The organism is Paenibacillus sp. JCM 18996 (assembly GCF_055392555.1).
Window position 1 is genome coordinate 2,166,111 of record NZ_AP043884.1, and the last position, 18,921, is coordinate 2,185,031.

Annotated in this window: 18 protein-coding genes; 4 read left to right on the top strand and 14 right to left on the bottom strand. The window is 49.2% G+C overall.

Going from position 1 to position 18,921, the window contains the following annotated elements; all coding sequences use genetic code 11:
• Positions 1-59: 59 nt before the first annotated feature.
• From rluF to ACZ5N7_RS10745, 5 genes are all read right to left on the bottom strand, one after another.
• On the bottom strand, positions 60-758 hold the full coding sequence (rluF, locus tag ACZ5N7_RS10725; RefSeq protein WP_464654167.1) for a 23S rRNA pseudouridine(2604) synthase RluF: 699 nt from the start codon (positions 756-758) through the stop codon (positions 60-62).
• Between the two features lie 447 nt (positions 759-1,205).
• A complete protein-coding gene (locus ACZ5N7_RS10730) occupies positions 1,206-1,982 on the bottom strand; it encodes a sigma-70 family RNA polymerase sigma factor (RefSeq protein ID WP_464654168.1) in 777 nt (258 codons plus the stop codon).
• Positions 1,979-2,428, bottom strand: a complete 450-nt coding sequence (gene rsbW / locus ACZ5N7_RS10735; protein ID WP_464654169.1) for an anti-sigma B factor RsbW — start codon at positions 2,426-2,428, stop codon at positions 1,979-1,981. The genes ACZ5N7_RS10730 and rsbW overlap by 4 nt, the downstream gene beginning before the upstream one ends.
• 15 nt (positions 2,429-2,443) lie before the next feature.
• Entirely contained in the window at positions 2,444-2,779 is a 336-nt protein-coding gene (locus tag ACZ5N7_RS10740; RefSeq protein ID WP_464654170.1) for an STAS domain-containing protein, read from the bottom strand.
• Between the two features lie 91 nt (positions 2,780-2,870).
• Positions 2,871-3,275, bottom strand: coding sequence for a DUF948 domain-containing protein (locus tag ACZ5N7_RS10745; protein ID WP_464654171.1), 405 nt, complete (start codon positions 3,273-3,275; stop codon positions 2,871-2,873).
• Between the two features lie 148 nt (positions 3,276-3,423).
• On the opposite strand from ACZ5N7_RS10745, the gene ACZ5N7_RS10750 reads away from it, so the two are divergent.
• Positions 3,424-3,882, top strand: coding sequence for a Dps family protein (locus ACZ5N7_RS10750; protein WP_464654172.1), 459 nt, complete (start codon positions 3,424-3,426; stop codon positions 3,880-3,882).
• A gap of 194 nt (positions 3,883-4,076) precedes the next feature.
• The gene (locus tag ACZ5N7_RS10755) at positions 4,077-4,235 is read left to right on the top strand and encodes a hypothetical protein (RefSeq protein ID WP_464654173.1); all 159 of its coding nucleotides are present in this window, start codon (positions 4,077-4,079) and stop codon (positions 4,233-4,235) included.
• Between the two features lie 279 nt (positions 4,236-4,514).
• On the opposite strand, the gene ACZ5N7_RS10760 is transcribed toward ACZ5N7_RS10755, so the two are convergent.
• The 8 genes from ACZ5N7_RS10760 to ACZ5N7_RS10795 all read right to left on the bottom strand — a co-directional run bounded on the left by ACZ5N7_RS10760 (position 4,515) and on the right by ACZ5N7_RS10795 (position 15,833).
• Positions 4,515-5,096 (bottom strand): hypothetical protein, encoded by a 582-nt coding sequence (locus ACZ5N7_RS10760; RefSeq protein ID WP_464654174.1) that lies wholly within the window; start codon positions 5,094-5,096, stop codon positions 4,515-4,517.
• A gap of 17 nt (positions 5,097-5,113) precedes the next feature.
• Entirely contained in the window at positions 5,114-5,509 is a 396-nt protein-coding gene (locus ACZ5N7_RS10765; RefSeq protein ID WP_464654175.1) for a general stress protein, read from the bottom strand.
• Between the two features lie 39 nt (positions 5,510-5,548).
• Entirely contained in the window at positions 5,549-6,688 is a 1,140-nt protein-coding gene (locus ACZ5N7_RS10770; protein ID WP_464654176.1) for a glucose-1-phosphate adenylyltransferase, read from the bottom strand.
• Entirely contained in the window at positions 6,630-8,648 is a 2,019-nt protein-coding gene (gene glgB, locus ACZ5N7_RS10775; protein WP_464654177.1) for a 1,4-alpha-glucan branching protein GlgB, read from the bottom strand. Before glgB ends, ACZ5N7_RS10770 begins: the two co-directional genes overlap by 59 nt.
• A gap of 201 nt (positions 8,649-8,849) precedes the next feature.
• Positions 8,850-10,034, bottom strand: a complete 1,185-nt coding sequence (locus tag ACZ5N7_RS10780) for a response regulator (RefSeq protein WP_464654178.1) — start codon at positions 10,032-10,034, stop codon at positions 8,850-8,852.
• Positions 10,035-10,066: 32 nt separating this feature from the next.
• The gene (locus ACZ5N7_RS10785; RefSeq protein ID WP_464659235.1) at positions 10,067-10,921 is read right to left on the bottom strand and encodes a CheR family methyltransferase; all 855 of its coding nucleotides are present in this window, start codon (positions 10,919-10,921) and stop codon (positions 10,067-10,069) included.
• 82 nt (positions 10,922-11,003) lie between these two features.
• The gene (locus tag ACZ5N7_RS10790) at positions 11,004-14,669 is read right to left on the bottom strand and encodes a response regulator (RefSeq protein ID WP_464654179.1); all 3,666 of its coding nucleotides are present in this window, start codon (positions 14,667-14,669) and stop codon (positions 11,004-11,006) included.
• Between the two features lie 27 nt (positions 14,670-14,696).
• A complete protein-coding gene (locus ACZ5N7_RS10795) occupies positions 14,697-15,833 on the bottom strand; it encodes a PP2C family protein-serine/threonine phosphatase (protein WP_464654180.1) in 1,137 nt (378 codons plus the stop codon).
• Between the two features lie 293 nt (positions 15,834-16,126).
• On the opposite strand from ACZ5N7_RS10795, the gene ACZ5N7_RS10800 reads away from it, so the two are divergent.
• Positions 16,127-16,570 carry a YflT domain-containing protein gene (locus ACZ5N7_RS10800; RefSeq protein ID WP_464654181.1) on the top strand — a complete coding sequence of 148 codons (444 nt, stop codon included), beginning with the start codon at positions 16,127-16,129 and terminating at the stop codon, positions 16,568-16,570.
• Between the two features lie 59 nt (positions 16,571-16,629).
• The gene (locus ACZ5N7_RS10805; protein WP_464654182.1) at positions 16,630-16,794 is read left to right on the top strand and encodes a DUF1328 domain-containing protein; all 165 of its coding nucleotides are present in this window, start codon (positions 16,630-16,632) and stop codon (positions 16,792-16,794) included.
• A gap of 85 nt (positions 16,795-16,879) precedes the next feature.
• Here the strand turns inward: ACZ5N7_RS10805 and ACZ5N7_RS10810 are convergent, their stop codons facing one another.
• On the bottom strand, positions 16,880-18,799 hold the full coding sequence (locus ACZ5N7_RS10810) for a DUF2334 domain-containing protein (RefSeq protein ID WP_464654183.1): 1,920 nt from the start codon (positions 18,797-18,799) through the stop codon (positions 16,880-16,882).
• Between the last annotated feature and the right edge of the window lie 122 nt (positions 18,800-18,921).

Below are 18,921 nucleotides of genomic sequence, written 5' to 3' on the forward strand. Positions count from 1 at the left end.
ACTGCCCCGGCTCAAGGAACCCAAAGGTGAGCATCTCCCGCCATCAGCAGACTTTCTTTCTATGTTTCAAGCCCAATCGACTTAAGCAAAACCTCCAGCTCTTGCTTGCTGAGATCCCTCCAAGCCCCGATCCGCAGATTCCCCAAATGGATATTCATAATCCGTACCCGCTGCAGACGGCGCACTTTATAATCGAACACTGCGCACATGCGGCGGATCTGCCGGTTCAACCCTTGCGTAAGTATAATCCTGAACGTATTGGTTCCGACCCTCGTCACCGTGCAAGGCTTGGTATAAGTTCCCAAGATGGGGACGCCTCCGGACATTTTTGCCACAAACTCAGTGGTTACCGGCTTGTCCACCGTCACGATATATTCCTTCTCGTGGTTATTCTCCGCCCGGAGCACCTTATTGACGATGTCTCCATCGTTGGTCAATAATATCAGTCCGTCCGAATCTTTATCGAGCCGCCCGATGGGAAATATCCGTTCAGGATGATTAACAAAATCGATAATATTGCCTTTAATATGCCGCTCCGTGGTGGAAGTGATTCCAACCGGCTTATTCAAAGCGATGTACACATGCTCCTTGCTCTCTCCGATCGGCTTGCCGTCAATTCGAACCTCGTCGCCTTCTTCCACCTGGCTGCCAAGATCCGCGGCCTTGCCATTGATCGTCACCCGCTTACTTTGAATCCATTCATCCGCTTTTCTTCTGGAGCATATGCCGGTTTCGCTGATGTATTTGTTGATTCTCATAAAATCCCGTCTGCCCCTTCCATCCTGCATAAGCTTTGTGTTTGTTACTCCCAGTATATCAAAAGGATACCGCTCCCACATAATCCATGTAGAAACGTGTCAAAGAAGCGGTAATAATAGCAGAAGAACATATATAGGGCGGATGTGATTTATTTTGAAGTGACTCAAGCGGAGCTTGCTGTAAGATACGGCGTCTCTTCCTCTTCCATTTCCCAGCGTTCTCAGCAAATTTTAGATTATGCGGAAGAAAATATGGATGGTTTCCTGGATGACGAGGACCTGACCCCAAACCCGAGTACATTGGCCATGGTGATCAAAATGAAGCCGTGGAATATTACATTACTCATACCCACTTATGGAGCCGTGACAAGAAGCTGCTGCAATGGCTGGCCAAGCAATAGAATCCGCAGTCGCCAAAAAAGCTCACGTCCTCAAGACGTGAGCTTTTCATTCATCACTTTTCTCCCCATTCTCTTCAAAAAACGTTCGCAGTTTATCCAAGGCTCTCCTTTGGATTCTGGATACGCTCATCTGCGACACGTTCAGCTCCTGTGCGATGGTCCTTTGTGACTGGCCCTCCACATAAGCGAGCTGAAGCACCTTCTGCTCGACCGCATTCAAATGGGACATCGCCTGTTTCAGGTCGATACGGTTATCGACTTGACGGTACTCGTCCTCCAATGTTCCCAGCACGTCTCCGATGGTTGCTCCATCTTCCTCCGCCGCGAGCGGCATGTTGAGCGAAACGTAATGGTAGCATTCCCGGCCCGCCAGGATCTCGATCGTTTCCTCCACCGAAAGCCCTACTTCCGCGGCAATTTCATCAACGTTGGGTGAACGCTCCAGCTTTACGGTTAACGTATCGATGACCTGTTGAATATGGAAGCCTTTTTCCTTGATCCGCCGGGGAACCTGAATGTACCACGACTTGTCCCTCAAGTAATTCTTCATGTGGCCGATGATGCTCTTCATCATGTATGGTTCGAATTGAACTCCTAAAGACACGTCAAACTGTTTAAATAATTTAAGGAGGGACATTTGTCCGACCTGATATAAATCTTCATATAAGTCCGGGCGGTTGCGCGACATTTTGCCGGCCGCCATTCTTACCGCGGGTTCATATTGTAAGAGTAAAGAAGTGGCGATGTCATTGCAGGAGGTTTTCTGGTATTCCATTATGAGCTGCAGCTGCTCGAACTCTTGTCTCTCGGAATTTACCTTCATACCATCTCCCCGCTTTTTGACACCATCTTGGTTAGAATGACCTCCGTGCCATCATCCCCCCTGACTTGCACATCGTCCATAAGTGCTTGCATCAAATACAACCCTAAACCTCCGCTGCTAACCTCATCGAGTTCTTTATTGTGCAAGGATGACGCCTCGGATACTTTTTGTTCAAAATTAAACCGTTTGCCTTCGTCTTTAATATGGATGGACATGCCCCCGCTGATCTCTTCGAAGTCAATTTGCATCAACCCGCCTTGTCCGGGCTCATAAGCGTGTACGACCACATTGTTGCAAGCCTCCGAAACGGCAACCTTCATATCTTCGATTTCTTCATAGGAAAATCCCATGCGGGAACTGATGCCATATAAAGTGAGCCTAACCAGGTCGATATATTCAGCTTCTGCAGGCAATGTGAGAGTAACGGTACGGTTTAGCAATATCATGTGTTAATTTCCTTTCTAATTTTCAGTATGAGAATGGGCCGCCAAGAAAGGTGTCATTCCGGTGATATCGAACAACTTTTGAATTTTGGACGGAATGTGTTCTACGGCAAACGACGCTTTCAACGCATGGCGCGTTTTTAGCACAGTGAGGATAATTCCAATTCCAGTGCTATCCAAATATTGTAACTCTTTCAAATCCAAAATGAGCTTTCTATTAGTATCAGCCACAAAAGGATCTATGGTGGAGGTGAACTCAGAGGCTTTAGCCAAGCCCAATTCGCCTTTCAGGTAAAGTATGTTGGTCTCTGCGGTGGTGTGTTTGTCTAGTTGAAATGTTTGATCGAGATTCATTCTTGCTCCCCCTTAAAATTTACGCCTGCGTGTCAACAAGATAATTTACCCCGCTTGGGCGGAGTTGAAACATATGGGCTTAATTTTTATTTTATTTGGCTTTGGCTCGTTTGAAAAGAGTGACAACTGCGGGCAGTACGGTGCTGACAACATACCGGCCTGGATAGTTTCTTCTCTCTACAGAACGGCTGACCGAGTCGGAAACCTTCTTTACGGAATGTGTAATTTCACTGACCACATCGCCGACCATTTTAACCGAATAAAAAAGAGGATCCATTGAGTGCAGCTTGTTGCGGACATCTACAGTTACTTCATCGGCGTGGCGGATCAGCGCGGTTGTTTCCTGCCTCATTTCGTTGACCTGCAGTTGAAGCTGTCCAATGCTGTCATTGGTCTTTGCGATCAAATCGGTAATCGAACGAAGAGTCTTGATCAGGAATAAAACAAGCGCTACAAAAGCGACTGCAATCACGGCGACACTGATCTGAATAATCATACGGTTCCCTCCAAATAGTAGATTTATGAACAGTTAGTTGAAATTACCCGAGTGCTTTTAGGTTGAAACAAGAAAAAGTTGTTATGTTTCACAGGCCTCGGACAAGGGTAAATTAAATCTGAATTTTATTTGAAGTGGAGGGAATTCCATGCCTAAAACATCAACCAAATCCGCTGAAATCATTACGATGCTGAATAAGCAAGTGGCCAACTTGAATGTGCTGTACGTAAAAATTCACCATTACCACTGGTATGTTCAAGGAAGCTCTTTCTATGAGCTGCACGCCAAGTTCCAGGAACTGTATGAAGAAGCGACGACATATATGGACACTGTCGCTGAAAGAGTTCTGGCTCTGGGCGGAAAGCCTTTATCTACCATGAAGGACTACCTCGAAACCGCTTCTATCGACGAAGCCAAGAAAGGCGAAAATTCAGGTCAGATGATCGACCAAGTGTTGGCGGATTTCCGCACGTTGGCCGGAGAATTGAAGAAGAGCGCGGAGGCTGCCGAGGAACAGGGCGACAAGGGTACTTCGGATATGCTGATGGAAATTTGCTCGAGCTATGAGAAGCATATCTGGATGCTGGAAGCTTTTTTGAGCGAATAAGATCAACCGTAAGAAACCCGCTATTTAAGGTCATAAGGCCTTGAATAGCGGGTTTTCTTTTTCCCCGTGCACGGTTCTCCCGGCGTGCGTTGAGATGCTTTCAACCGAATGATCGCCCTTAGTTTCAATGTGTTTGCCACAGGGTAAAGAGAACCAAGCAAGAACTTGAAAACTATAGTGAAGGAGTGAACAGTATGGATATGGACAAAGATGTCAACGTAGAAAAAAGAACGGTCGAGGAAAGAAACGATTCCAGCCTGGTGGCGTCGAATTTTATTAAGTATACGGCATATTTGTTAATTTTCTTCGGTTTCCTTTACTTCCTCGTCCACTATGTATTCCCTAAGTTTTAACAGCTTGTATCGCTAAAAAGGCAGCCGGCAGCGAGCCCGCTGCCCTTTTTGCGTCTGCGGCGATCTACGAAAAGCCGGTCTCTTTAGAGCTCCGGGGCGAGCTTTAGAGGGACAACCGGTTCAACTTTACAAAGAGATGCAGCTTTACCTCCATAGATGAGCGGGTCTACGGATTGGGATAACGGAACGATCAGCATTTTCATCACAACCCCATTACGAATTAAAAGAGTGCCAGTGAGAATTGTCTCATTGGCACCTTGAAAGAATTAGCGTCTGTCATCAAACGCTGGATTCATGAAAATAATGAATAGTCGAAACTTCATCCTTGCCGTTTAAATACAGCTTAAGGACGGAGTTCTGCTTCTTATACACAATTCCATCCTCCGCATTCCAATACGGGGTTCCCAGAGCGTCCATAAGCTTCGCCTTGCTCAATGGGAGCGGAATTCCATCTATATCAATCATGCCCATAGCGGCAGTGACAGAAACATAACTCACGGCGTCATCACTGATTCCAACCGTGCAATCATCGTAGACATATATATTTACGCCGTCCATAGACTTGTCTTTCCTTATTTCTTTCGGCTTTCCTTTGTTCTTCAGCACTGTCTGCTGATCATCGTACAAGGATACGCCACACACCGTATCAAGCATGAGCTTCGGCTTGGTCACTTGGCTGTGCCGCATCTCCCCTTCTCCTATCGGGTTCTCCTCGGACTTAGGTTGGGCAAGCTCATAAGACGGGACAGATTTACTGGCAGCCGATATATGGTTATGCTGCTTTTCAGAACCGAATGTTGTAGAAACTCCCAGCATCAGCATACTTCCAATAATCAAACTATATAAGTAAATCTTGCTCATGACGCTTCCCTCCTTTATCATTCCACAGTAGATTCCGCGTAAGAAACAGTACCGGTGATGGGGAACGGTGCCGCCTTGACAACCTCCTGATCAGGGTAGGCGATAACGGCCATGCGGCCATTGTTAATTTCGGACTCGTAATAATCGGCTGCTTCGCCCGATAGTCCCAGAGATACTAGCTTGTCCTGCAGCATTTTTCCTCTGCCTCTGTATAAATGAATAATCGAGTAGAACATCTGCTCTATGCTAAATCCGATTCGGCTTGAAAAATGAGGTGCCAGCAGATGCTCCGTCCTTTCGCTGTCATCGGTAATGAGGTGGATTTCACTGGCTTCGAATCCCGCGGCAAGATACTGCCTGATCGTTTCCCTGACTTGCGCTTCGCGGTCGGCCAAAACAATGGAATACGGCATAAAGCGCCCCCCCTTTCTTCCCGATTCATCTGTGAAAGCTTATCCGATCCTCTCCAAAATGACGGACGTATCGGAAATGTAAGACTTCTGCTGTTTTTCGTTTTTCTTGAGGATAACTTCTCCATTGCCTACCACAGTGACGTCATCTCGTGTGCTGCCCAAGCTCACGCCGTCATGGATGATGCTTCCTTCGCCGATAATGACCTTTTCCAGCTTGACTTGATTTCCGATTCTGGCATTAGGCATAATGACACAGTCTTTCAGCACGCTGCCCTTGCCGATATGAACGCCGCAGGAAATGACAGAATTGTTGACGGCGCCATAGACGGAGCAGCCCGGGCTTAAAATGGAATTATGGACGGAGGCTCTTTCATCGATATGCATCGGATTGGAATTTGCTTCTCTGGTGTAGAGCGGCCATTCCATGTTCTTCCATGGAGCTTGTACCTCAGGGCTCAGCAGATCCATTTGGGCGCCCCACAAGCTGCCGATCGTACCTACATCCTTCCAATATCCTTTAAAAGAATAAGCATAGAGGTCTTCGTCCTGCTCCAGCATCATAGGAATAACGTCTTTACCGAAATCATGAGAGGATTTGGGATTTCTATCATCCGCCTCAAGGCAATCCATCAAGTAATCCGTGTCGAAAATGTAAATTCCCATGGAAGCCAGATTACTCTCCGGTACCGCAGGTTTTTCATTAAACTCGGTTACGCGCCCCCGCTTGTCCACAGACATCAAGCCGAACCGGCTTGCATCCTCCCAAGGAACCGGGGTAACGGCTATGGTTGCTTTGGCTCCCACAGATTTATGATAGGCGAGCATGGCTTCATAATCCATTTGGTAAACATGGTCCCCGGACAGGACGATAACATAATTGGCGTCGAACTGCTCAATAAAACGCCGGTTTTGATATATTGCATTCGCAGTCCCGGTATAACCGTCCTTGCCGACATGCGGCTGAGTGGAAGGCAGTACCTCTACGTGCCCTTCCGTCCCCTCCAGCCAAGGTGTTCCGCAGCCGATATGCTCGTGCAGAGTTTCCGGCTCATATTGGGTGACTACTCCGATTACATCTATCTGTGAATTCCTGCAGTTGCTCAGCGCATAATCGATCATTCTATATTGGCCGCCGAAGTATACGGCGGGCTTGGCCATTTTTGCGGTCAGCGGATTCAATCTGCGACCTTCTCCTCCGGCTAACAGCATAGCGACGCAATCTTTTTGTCTCATGAATTTTCCAATCCTTTCTCTCTCTTTGTAGTTTAAACATCATAGCGGCAAGCGGAGGGATCTGGATCTGAATGCAGTAAGGCTGGTTGTGGCAGCCGTATTCTTCTGTCGCAATTTCATTGCCTTGCACTCTCCCAGTGCCTCCGTAGACTTCCGCATCGCTGTTGAAAATTTCGCTATAATATCCCGGGTCGGGAACTCCTACCTTATAATCGTCATAAACGTCACTGCTAAAGTTGCAAACGACGATAATTGTGTTGCTCGGATCCGAAGCCTGCCTTTTGAAAATAACGACTCCGTCATGGTCATCCTCCGAGTGTATCCAGAAAAGGCCGGCGGGATCGGTATCCATTTGCCACAGCGCCTTTTCCGAGCGGTAAAGATGATTAAGGTCTCTCATATACTTGTGCAACCGGGAATGCTCCTCCACATCCAGCAGGTCCCAATGCAGCGAGCTGTCTACATCCCAATCCTGCTTTTGGCCGAATTCGCAGCCCATAAAGAACAGCTTCTTGCCTGGATGGCCCATCGTGTAGCCGTATAGCAGCCTCAGGTTGGCCCGTTTCTGCCAGTCGTCGCCTGACATGGTGGCCAGAAGGGAATACCCGTGGGAGACTTCATCATGAGAGAAAGCCATAATATAATTTTCAGTGAAAGCTTGGAAAAAAGGCGAGGTAACGAGCTCCAAGCGGTCTTTTCGTTCGATGGCATTCATTCTCATGTAGTTGAGAACCTGTCCCATCCAGCTCATGTTCCACTTGAAGTTAAAGCCCAGCCCTCCGTCGCACACTGGGGTAGTGACATTCGTCCACTCCGAGCAGTCTTCTGCAGCCATAATCGCTTTTGGAAAGTAACCAAACACAACGCTGTTCAGCTTCTTCATGAATTCGATAGCTTCGAGATTCTCTTCGCCGCCCAATTCATTCTTCACCCAGAGAGATTCGTCTTTCTCAAAGTTCAGAAACAGCATGGACGTTACCGCGTCGATCCGCAGACCGTCTACATGGTACTTGTCCATCCAGAATACGGCGCTGCCGATGAGGAAGCTTAACACCTCGGGTTTGGCATAATCGAATACGTAGGTGCCCCAATTGGACCGGTCCGCCTTCCTGGGATCCGCATATTCATAGCACGGGGTCCCGTCAAACATGGCCAAACCGTGTTCGTCCTTGACAAAATGTCCCGGGACCCAGTCCAGAATGACTCCTATTCCTCTTTGATGGCACCTGTCCACAAAATACATGAAATCTTCCGGCGCCCCGTAACGGCTTGTAATCGAGTAATACCCGGTAACCTGGTAGCCCCAGGATCCGTCGAACGGATGCTCTGTTAACGGAAGCGGCTCAATATGCGTATATCCCAGTTCGAGCACGTAATCGATCAATTCGTCCGCGAGTTCGCGGTAAGTGAGGAATTCGCCGTTCTCATCCCTCTTCCAACTCCCTAAGTGAACCTCATATATATTGACGGGAGCGTGATAAATGTATTCGTCTTTCTTATTCTCCCGCCATTCGGAATCGTTCCACTCGAAACTATCCAAATTCGCAACAACAGAAGCTGTGTCGGGCCTTACTTGGGAATAGAAAGCGTATGGGTCCGCCTTTAACACGGCATTCCCCTCGGGCGTCACAATGGAGTACTTGTAAATCGTCCCTGCATCCAACCCCGGAATATGAAGCTGCCATACACCTGAATCTCCTAAAAGGTCCATTGAGTGGTTCTCTCCGTTCCACTCGTTGAAGTCTCCCACGATTTCCACCGATTGAGCATTAGGAGCCCACACGGTAAACTGGACGCCTGCCTCCGGCCCATCCACCAAGTGAGCTCCGAAAAATTGATAGCCTTGATATAAGGTGCCTTCGTGGAACAAGTGAAGATCCTTAGTGCCGGCAACAAGGTTGGTCATTCCCAAATATCCCCTTTCAAAGCGTCATACTATATCTTTAAACGTCCTGCTTTCAGTTCAAACAAAAATATAGAGCTTTCATAGAATTTCCCAAAAAAAGCACACAAAAAAACCGCAGGAATAATCATCCTTACGGTTTTCTTTGGTCAAATCCAAACCAGTGCGCTTTACTTTCCAGACTGTAAAAGTTAAACGTTTAAGTCAGCAATCCTCATTCAAGCAGGACACTTCCACCTTAAAAGTAAATGTCGTGCCTTGCTGTTCCAAAGAATCGACGGAAATCGAACCATTCATCAGCTCAACCAGATTTTTGCATATCGCCAGCCCAAGCCCCGTACCGCCGTATTTGCGGGTCATGGACGAATCCACCTGCGTAAAAGGCTTGAACAGCTGAGCCTGCTTATCCTTGGGTATTCCGATCCCCGTGTCCCTCACTTTAAACTCGATGGATACGCTCCCGTCGGCTTCCCCCAGCTTGGTTGAAGTGATATACACGCCGCCGCTCTCCGTGAATTTAAGCGCGTTGCCGATCAGATTGATGAAAATCTGACGAAGCCTCGCTTCATCGCCCAGAAGTACGGCAGGCAGAGAGGGATCGAGATCATATTCAATCTCAACGGACCTTTTGCGGCTCTCCACCTGAAACATATGCACCGTCTCCTCCAAACAGGAGCGCAGGTCGAACGGTTCTTTGGCCAGCTCCATTTTGCCCGATTCGATTTTGGTCAGGTCCAGGATATTATTAAGAATAAACAGCAAAGCCGCGCCGCTCTTGTGTATCGTCTCCGCGTAATCCTTTTGTTCCTCGTTCAGCTCGGTTTCCAGCAGCAGGTCGGCCATAGCCATCACCCCGTTCAGGGGCGTGCGGATTTCATGGCTGATCACCGCGAGAAATTCAGACTTCACCCTTGAAGCCGTCTCAGCGGCCTCTTTGGCCTGCATAAGCTCGAGACTGCGCTGATTAAGCAGGTGCGTCTGGAGCTGCAGCTTTTTCTGCACCAGGTACATACTGACGAAGCCTTCGATTTTGGACCTTAGTATTTCCGGCACGAAAGGCTTCACCATATAATCTATCGCGCCGACGGAGTAAGCCGTGAATGAATGCTCCTTCTCGTGCGCCGCCGCGGTAATGAAGATGATGGGGATTGATCTCGATTTTTCTCTCGACTTGATCCATTTGGCCGTCTCAAAGCCATCCATGCCGGGCATCTGTATATCCAGTACGATCACCGCAAAATCATCCTTGAGCAGGCAGCGAAGCGCTTCTTCCCCGGATTGAGCTTTGACCAGCCGATAGTCCTGGTCCGACAGAACCGCTTCAAGAGCAAGCAAGTTTTCCATCTGGTCGTCTACGAGTAAAATATTTATCGGATCGTCCCAAGTCATATATTTCTCCTATTCTCTCTCTGACTTACCTCTTACTTCATTTTACGATATATCTTCTCCTTGTTGTCAAGGATCTCATAACATGAGGCCCTGCTGGAAAAGTTAATCGACTCTTTGCTGCCGAGCGCCAGAATCCCCGAGTCGGACAAGCTGTCATAGAACAGCTCATGCACGCGGTTCTGAAGCTCCAAATCGAAGTAGATCATAACATTGCGGCAGAGAATCGCATGGAATTCGTTAAAAGACCGGTCCGTCACCAGGTTGTGCTGGGCGAACACGATATTCTTCTTCAGGAACGGGTGAAAGGAAGCCGATTCGTAGGATGCGCTGTAATACTTGGAAAAAGAGTCGTTCCCTCCGGCTAGCAAGTAATTTCGTGTGTAGTTCTTCATATTCTTCAGCGGGTAGGTGCCGAGTTCGGCGATATGAAGTACTTCCTCATTGATATCTGTCGCATATATCGTCGTCTTGTCGTATAAACCTTCCTCATGAAGAAGTATGGCCATGGAGTATGCCTCTTCCCCCGTCGAACAGCCGGCATGCCATATCCTGATGTTCGTATAATCTCGCAGCAAGGGCACGACCAACAGGCGGAAGGCTTGAAAAAAACTCGGATCGCGGAATAAATCGGTCACATGAATGACGAGATCCGACATCAGGCGGTCCAGACAGTTCCTGTCATGCAGCACCTTGGCTTGCAGCGCCGAGACGGTCGGCAGTTTCTCCGCTTGGACCCGGTGAAGAATTCTTCGGCGAATGGATGGATAGGCGTAATTCCGAAAATCATACCCGTACACACGGTAGACTCCTTCAAGCAGAAGCCAGATCTCTATCCGTTCCTTCTCGTTAAAAACCTGATCGCTAAAATTCCGGTCCAGGATCGACATCACGCTTTGCTTCACCCCCATCCTCCTTCCTGCTCACTGATTATGACCCGAATTTCCTGATCCACAAACAGCTTAAGCGAATTTATTTAAACAGCCATACCCTCATCAGAGAAAGCAGCTGCTCGTTATTGATAGGCTTCGTGATATAGTCGGAGGCGCCTGCGGAAATGCATTTATCACGGTCGTCCTTCATCGCTTTGGCTGTCAGCGCGATAATCGGCACTTTTTCCAATTGAGGCTTGTCCCTGATCTCGCGCATCGCCTCATAGCCATCCATCTCAGGCATCATCATGTCCATTAAAATAATATCGACACGAGGCTCCTCGTTTAAAGCGTCCAACGCCTGGCGTCCGGTTTCAGCAAACCGAACTTCCATATCGTAGCCTTCGAGCAGATGAGAAAGAGCGAACACGTTACGGATATCGTCGTCAACAATCAACGCTTTCTTCCCGGCAAAAATCGTTTCCTTGTTCCGCAGCTGTTCGAGAATTTGCTTTTTCTCGTCAGGCAGCGCTTCTTCCACTCGGTGGAGGAACAATACGGTCTCGTCAAGCAGCCGTTCCGGCGATTTCACATCTTTAATAATGATGGACTCGGCATATTTCTTTAGACGGAGCCTCTCCCTCTGATGCAGGTCTTTTCCAGTGTAAATAATGACCGGCAACCGGTGTAACCGCCTATGAGAGTGGATCGCGTCAAGCAGTTCGAACGTCGAGGAATTGCCGAGGCTGTAATCGATCACCATGCAATCATATTGCTGCTTCTCCAGTTCGGACAGGGCTTGTTCCTTTTCCGACACCGTGATAATCTTCACATCGTCGTGGCTGATCAGCTCCACCAAAGCGCTCATCTGATTCGGGTCGTCCTGCAGGATGAGCAGCTTTTTCAGCTTCTTGTTCATGAAAGATTCCAATTGGGAGAACACCTGCTCCAGGCTGTCCCGGCTCAGCGGCTTCTGCAGGTAAGCGATCGCTCCCAGCGACAAGCCCTGCTGAATCTCATCCATGACAGATATGACATGCACAGGAATGTGGCGTGTGGAAGCATCGTTCTTCAGATGAACGAGAATGGACCAGCCGTCAACGACTGGCAATTGAATGTCCAGAATAATCGCGTCCGGCTTGTATTCCCTTACCATCTGCATTCCGGTGCCGCCTTCCAGCGCTACGACTCCCTTGAAGCCTTTGGTTCGGGCCATATCCAACACGACCTTGGCGAAGTGGACATCGTCTTCGATAATAAGAACGACCTTGTCATTGGCCTCAAGCTTATCTCTGTCGTCTTCGATTTGCGGGGCTGCCGGCTGCTGTGCATGTTCCTGCTTTGGAAGAATCGAAAGCTTGAGGCCCGGCTCGGGGCTGCGCATGGAAAGCGTCGATTCTTCCGCGGCCGCGACTTCATCCTGCACTATGGACATCATATCCACATGGCTCTCCGGCAGGATCAAGGTGAAGGTGCTTCCTTTGCCTTCTTCGCTTTTCAGCACTATGGTTCCACCAAGCAGCTCCGCCAGCTCCTTGGATATGGACAATCCCAAGCCGGTTCCTCCATAGATCCGGCTCGTGGTGCCGTCCGCCTGCTGAAACGCCTCGAAGATCATCCTTTGTTTGGACGCCGGCACGCCGATTCCTGTATCTTTCACGGCAAAAGCGATTCCTTTGTCCGGCACTTTTATGTGATAAACGTGTAATCTGACGCTTCCGGAATGTGTGAACTTAAAGGCGTTGGACAGAAGATTTTTGAGAATCTGCTGAATTCTCATATTGTCCGTGTACACCGTTTCCGGCAGATTTTCATCGACGATAACTTCGAAATCAACCTTATTCTGCTTCGCCACCGGGGCAAAAGCCCTCTTCATCACATCGGTTATATCTTTAACGAGGACAAACTCCTTATTCACAGCCATCCGGCCGGCTTCCACTTTCGACAAATCCAGCACATCGTCAATCAACCTTAATAAGTCGTTGCCCGAGGCATGAATGGTTTGGGCATACTCAACCTGCTTCTCCGTTAAATTGCCTTCCTTGTTCTCGTGGAGCATTTGGGAGAGAATGAGCATACTGTTCAGAGGCGTCCTTAATTCATGCGACATATTGGCAAGGAACTCCGACTTGTATTTGGAAGACAAAGCGAGATCGACTGCCTGCTTTTCCAAAGAAGTTTTGGCCTGAAGCATCTGTTCGTTGATTGCTTCCGTTTCCTTAACCTGGTGCTCCAGCAGCCTGGTTTTTTCCAGCAGCTCTCCGTTGCTGTGCTCGAGCTCCTCCTGCTGCCGCTGCAGCAGCTCCTCCGAAGCCCTTAGCGCCTCGGTCTGTTCTTCCAGTTTTTCGTTGGACGCGCGGAGCTCCTCCTGTTGGGCAAGCAGCTCCTCGGAATTCGTCTGCAGCTCTTCGGTCAGAGCCTGGGAAGATTTCAAAAGCTCTTCAATTTTCGTTCTGGACTTGGCGGAACTGATAATGACGGCCATGACTTCGGACAACTGCTCAAGAAGGTCGATCTCCACTGCCGTGAATTTCCTGAAAGACGCGAATTCGAACACGCCGACTACCCGGTCCTCGGAATGGATCGGCTGGATGTACAGGCTGGCAGGCTCGATTTCGCCAAACGATGAGCGGACTTTAATATAATTGCCCGGCACATCGTCAATCATTATCCGCCGGCCGTCCTCCGCGGCTTGTCCGATCAAGCCCTCGCCGAACGAGAAACGCCGGGCAGCCTCGTTCTCCCGACCGGACTCCAAGGCATATGAAGCGCCCAAGGCGAGATACCTTTCTCTGCCTTCTTGTTCCGCGAGGTAGAATGCGCCATGGTGGGCTCCGATCATGGATGCCGTCTCCGCGACAAACAGCCTGGCAATCTCCGTCAAATCATATTTCCCTTGGATCTGGAAATAAATATTGCTCAAGTTGGTTTTGATCCATGCCTGCTCTTCGTTGATTTTGCTGGCGGTGCGTTCTTTGTTGAGCGATTCTTCCAGACTGTCGGCCAGCCGGTTGAATACCTGGGCGATCTCGCCGTACTCGTCCTTCAAGTTCGTATGGATCCGGATGTTCCGGTCGAATCCGTTTTTCTCAAAGCTGGTGATCATGCTGGAAAGAGTGTTAAGGCCTCTGCTTTGACTCATCATGATCCAGAACATGACCGCTATACCTAACAACAGGGAAATGAGCATCAAGCTGGCGGTCATCATCAAAGTCGTCTTGTTATTGACTTTAAAGCTCTCTATTCCGTTAGTCATGGACTTGTCTTCGAATTTGTTAAGACGGTCGAGTGAGACGAGCAGCTCATCCTGAAGCTTTAAGCCCTCCTGGCTGCGAAGCTGGCCTGCTTCTTCCTTCTTGCCTGCCAGAGAGAGATTGACCGCATCATTCACATAGGACGAATACTTGTCCCCGTTTGCCTTGATCATATGGATAAGCTGGCTTTCGGTATTATCCGTTCCGCTTTCGCCAAGCACATTAATACCATTAATCAGGGATTGAAGCGATTGCTTGATCAAGTCCGCGGATTTCGCGGAATTCGCAGAGTCGGGGGAATCCGCGAGCAGTAAATTCGCTAAATATTTTGCTATATTCATAACGTCGCTCTGCACATGTTCGGCTTCGCGGACTTTCTGATAATGGATAACGTAATCCTGCTCCATCTCTTTTTTTGTCTTGCTGAGCTGATTTATGCCCAGGCTGGCCATAATCAGCATCAATACCAGAAGCAGTCCAAAACCTACAAACAGTTTTGTTGACATCTTCATGCCGCAGTTCCCCTCCTTTGTCTCGGATTACTTTGCCCCTATGAGCACCATGCAAATATCATCCTGCTGCTGCTGTCGGATCTCGATGGGGAGCAGCTCGTCCATTATCTTCTCTACGTCCGGTTCCGGGCCGATGCTCTGCAGAAAACGCAGCAGAGTCTCTTCGCTTTCTTCCCCCTCTACCTCGATGGCCTCAAGCAGCCCGTCCGTGTACAGAAACAGGCGAAAATCCTTGTTGTAATCAAGGGTTCCCTGATGTATTTCCATTTGGTCGAAGAATCCGACCGCGCAGGATCCCAGATTAAGCCGGACCGGAGGCTTGCCCTCTTCCAGAAGCAAGCCCGGAGGATGCCCTGCGTTCACATAATCGATGGTTTTGGACTCTGTGTCAATCACCAGATAGATTGCGGTAAAATAATACTTCAAGCTTGTGCCGTTCTTATTCAGCTGATTCATGTATCGGTTTAATTCGGCAATGACAAGTTCAGGAGAAACATAGCGGGTAATCACATCCTGAAGCACCGAAGAAATAAACATACAGACGAGGGACGAAGAAATACCGTGTCCCATTATATCGAGCAGGAGGATCCCGTATCGGTGGTCATCTATCTTATACCAGGTGTACAAATCCCCGGCGAGCTCGTAGGAAGGATTGTAAGAGGCGGATATGTCGATGGCCTCCGTGTGCATGGGTAGGCTTAGCACGCTGCTCTGCACCTTTTTTGCCAATTCAAGCTCAGTGCGGATTCTTTGCTCGTTCTCTTTGTGCCAATCCTTCTCGTATTTCAGCCGGAGGGCTACGCGAATGCGGGCGATCAGTTCGATTTTGTTGACCGGCTTCATTACGTAGTCGATCGCACCGGCTTCCAGCGCTTCCGCAAGCTTGATGGAGTCGCCCATGGCCGTAATGATGATAATCGGAATGTCCTTGAATTGGTCCATCAGTTGAATGCGCTTCGTCGCTTCAATCCCGTCGATTTCGGGCATCATCATATCCATCAGGATCAAATCGACGGAGAGACCGGACGGAGTCCCGCTTTCGAGCGTCTGCAGCATTTCCACCGCGGACGATGCCTTCATCAGGTTTTTATACCCCGCGTTTTTCAATATTTTCTCTATCACAATTAAATTGACCGGATTGTCATCCACAATAAAGATATTCATAGCAAGCTTGCTCCTTTTGTCTACTGGCAGTAGAAACGCTTGTTGCAAGGTTTATATAGAGCTTTCGGCGATAGTTTCGGATACCCTCCTCCCACCGCAAAAAGCCGGTTCAATCGATACTGAACTCATTTTATTAATTATAACCTTTTTGCAACCATTAATAAATGACATTACCCGTTTTACAGCTTTATGAAACGTTTTTTCACGGCTGTTTCACCGCCGCCAGGGGCAGGTTAAGAATAGGCAAGCCAGTCAACTTGAAAGTCAACAATGCAATGAAGGAGGGATAAACAATGGAACACACGGACGCAAGGATCAAATTGGCCAAAACCGAAGAGGAAGCGTTGAAGCAAATACGTTATTTCCAGACGCAGGGCTACGCCAATGACGAGATTTATGTTCTGGCCCATGACAATGAACAAACCGAAGGTTTGGTGAAGCTGACGCAAGCCAGCGAGATCGGCATTAATCAAGAAGGCGTTATGACCGCTCTTGCCAACTTGTTCCGCTCCCAAGGCGATAAATTGAGGGCCAAATTGGAGTCGCTCGGTTTGTCCAAGGAGGAAGCGGAAAGATATGAACGCGAATTGGACAAGGGAAGAATCCTGATTACCGCCTGGTCTGACCGTTACACGGACGGAGAAGGCCCGAGCCTCCAGCGTACCGCTGAGCGCGACGAAGTCGTCGTACCGCCGGCCGGACTGTATATGTCTGGCAAGGACGGAAACACATTATAATCGTTTACAACATTTCACACCATATATCTAGAGATGAAAATGAAAAAGGAGGAATTCACATGTTAAGATGGGCATTTTTATTCCTGATTGTCGCTATTATCGCCGGATTCTTCGGATTCTTCGGGGTTGCCACAGCAGCCGCAGGAATCGCCAAGGTACTGTTCTTCTTATTCCTGATCCTGTTCGTAGTCATGCTTCTTATGGGCAGAAAATCTTCGGTCTGACCTAGGGACCGGCTCAAAAAACCGCCGTGCTTTCGGCGGTTTTTTGGCTTGTACGGCTGTTTCGGCTCCTGCGGCTTGACGTTTCCTAAGGCTGTTTTCTGCTTTGGAACGACAGAGCGATATTGACCGTTTTCTCCTGGACATGGACTGCGGCGATGTCCATTTCTCCGTTTCCGTCAAAATCCGCTGTAATCAATGCGCCGCCGGGCGAGTCCCACGGCCCGAAGCGGGAAAGCAGATTATACTCTCCATATTCGTTGCGGCAGTATATCTTACCTTTGAGTTCGACCGGATCCCAGCGGAATGCGTCTTCTCTTCCGTCTCCATTGAAATCGCCCAGTATCAAGTCGCCGTCCTCAATTGGAATAGGCAGCGAAACCTTCTTCACCGTCCACTTCTGGCTGCTGTCCTCATAGTCCATCTCGATCCCGCTGGAGCGGCCTTTTTGTGAAACAAACAAAGTCTGCCGCTCCGGATCGTCCGTTTGGCGGGGCTGGATGCTTCTCGTCCCGGCGGATTTAAAACGATAAGGCCGCACAGCAGACGCCTGCTCCATGCCGATAAGGGCTCCCTGCAGTTGGGTCTGGTCCAGGGATTGCCCGGCTATCAGCCATGTTCCTCCAGGCTTTCGGACCGCGAAGAGGTCCGACCAACCGGACTGGCTTACTTTCACGGAGCGATAGAAAACAAACTTCCCCTTATCGGACAAATAAATGTTAATCGCCCCTTCGGCAGTGCCGATCAACAGATCCGCGCGGCCGTCCCCGTTCAAATCCGCCAATGCGAATGCGCAGCCCTGCTTGTAGGGTACCGATGCCCACACTGACGGCGCGGGCTGGGTTTCGTTGCGAGGCCCTTTAAAATGGCCTTCCGTGACGCGAATGCTGCCCGACGCGGCATCCCAAACAACAAGATCCGCCTGCCCGTTTCCGGTCACGTCGCCGGCCAGCAGCTTGAAGTCTTTGTCCGCCGCTACTTGAACCGTATGGGCCGGCGTGAAAGGCACATAGTCGTGTATCGTATAGAATTTGTATTCCCTTTCTTTCAGCCCGGAAATCAGCTTCTGCAGGACGCTGTGGTTAGATCCCTCATATCTGTATTCCGGCAGGCCGTCCCGCATCACTGGTTCCCCTTGACCGTCAAGCACGGGAACCAGGTGCTTGAATTCCAGAAAAGGATGAAAGAAGAAGGATGGCAAATTTTTATTCTTTTTATTATCAATCAGCTTGAAAATCGCCTTCTCGTCCTTGTTGTAAGCAATATACGAAAAAGGGGTGGGCACATAAACCGCACCGGAGGAGGGGGCGCCGAATCCTTTGTTTTGCTGGGTTATATACCGCACTTCGGGCTGCGGGCCTGCCTGCATATCGGCCTGGTAATTCATTCCGAAATAGCTGCGGAAAACTTTATCCTGGGCGGCTGTCGTACGGTAATGCGGCGCTTCCCAAAAACGCGGCTGCAAACCGGCGGAGGCCATAATGCCCAGCCCTTCCTTGATCCTTCGGTCGGCAAATTCCGGAGTGGAGGTCTCAGCCAGATCGGGGACGTAGAACTCGTTCCCTATCCCCGTTTCATGGTGCCCGTCCTGCCTCACCGTGTCGCCCGCCTGATGCGTATCACCGTGCAGGCCGAGCGAAGCGCCGGATTGTACGGCTTGCGCCAGCAGCTTATTAAAGGACCGGATATAAGGATCCGACAGCTGATCCAGAGAGCGCTCCATCCGCTGTCCTTGTTCGGTGAAGTGGATCCATTTGGGAACGACCGCCAGGTGGTAAACTACGCCATGCTCGCTCAGATATTCCAATACCGTACGCAGTTTTCCCACATTCTCCAAAGAGTCGTATTGTCCCCCCGGCCCGATATCCTCCAGCCGGAGCATCACGAATTTCGGGTTGCCTGCTTCACCTTGGACGGTAATGATCTGGGATAGAGGAAGCATGATTATAATCAGCACAACGGTTACAGCAAAGCGAAGCCAACGATGCCTTTGCAAAATGCCTTTCAAGTTTAATGCTCCTTTTCGGTCACGCAGGACTTTAAAGCGTTTTCATAATGGCCATATGTATATAATTGTATCAAATTTCGATTAAAAGGGAATACTTCCTGGTTCGAAAAATTTATTATTCC

Bases quoted from the DNA above. Each gene is read 5' to 3' on its own strand.
- ACZ5N7_RS10785 (WP_464659235.1), bottom strand. From the start codon at position 10,921: ATGTCGATCCTGGACCGGAATTTTAGCGATCAGGTTTTTAACGAGAAG.
- ACZ5N7_RS10750 (WP_464654172.1), top strand. From the start codon at position 3,424: ATGCCTAAAACATCAACCAAATCCGCTGAAATCATTACGATGCTGAAT.
- rluF (WP_464654167.1), bottom strand. From the start codon at position 758: ATGAGAATCAACAAATACATCAGCGAAACCGGCATATGCTCCAGAAGA.
- ACZ5N7_RS10805 (WP_464654182.1), top strand. From the start codon at position 16,630: ATGTTAAGATGGGCATTTTTATTCCTGATTGTCGCTATTATCGCCGGA.
- ACZ5N7_RS10740 (WP_464654170.1), bottom strand. From the start codon at position 2,779: ATGAATCTCGATCAAACATTTCAACTAGACAAACACACCACCGCAGAG.
- ACZ5N7_RS10780 (WP_464654178.1), bottom strand. From the start codon at position 10,034: ATGACTTGGGACGATCCGATAAATATTTTACTCGTAGACGACCAGATG.
- ACZ5N7_RS10800 (WP_464654181.1), top strand. From the start codon at position 16,127: ATGGAACACACGGACGCAAGGATCAAATTGGCCAAAACCGAAGAGGAA.
- rsbW (WP_464654169.1), bottom strand. From the start codon at position 2,428: ATGATATTGCTAAACCGTACCGTTACTCTCACATTGCCTGCAGAAGCT.
- ACZ5N7_RS10730 (WP_464654168.1), bottom strand. From the start codon at position 1,982: ATGAAGGTAAATTCCGAGAGACAAGAGTTCGAGCAGCTGCAGCTCATA.
- glgB (WP_464654177.1), bottom strand. From the start codon at position 8,648: ATGACCAACCTTGTTGCCGGCACTAAGGATCTTCACTTGTTCCACGAA.
- ACZ5N7_RS10795 (WP_464654180.1), bottom strand. From the start codon at position 15,833: ATGAATATCTTTATTGTGGATGACAATCCGGTCAATTTAATTGTGATA.
- ACZ5N7_RS10755 (WP_464654173.1), top strand. From the start codon at position 4,077: ATGGATATGGACAAAGATGTCAACGTAGAAAAAAGAACGGTCGAGGAA.
- ACZ5N7_RS10790 (WP_464654179.1), bottom strand. From the start codon at position 14,669: ATGAAGATGTCAACAAAACTGTTTGTAGGTTTTGGACTGCTTCTGGTA.
- ACZ5N7_RS10745 (WP_464654171.1), bottom strand. From the start codon at position 3,275: ATGATTATTCAGATCAGTGTCGCCGTGATTGCAGTCGCTTTTGTAGCG.
- ACZ5N7_RS10765 (WP_464654175.1), bottom strand. From the start codon at position 5,509: ATGCCGTATTCCATTGTTTTGGCCGACCGCGAAGCGCAAGTCAGGGAA.
- ACZ5N7_RS10760 (WP_464654174.1), bottom strand. From the start codon at position 5,096: ATGAGCAAGATTTACTTATATAGTTTGATTATTGGAAGTATGCTGATG.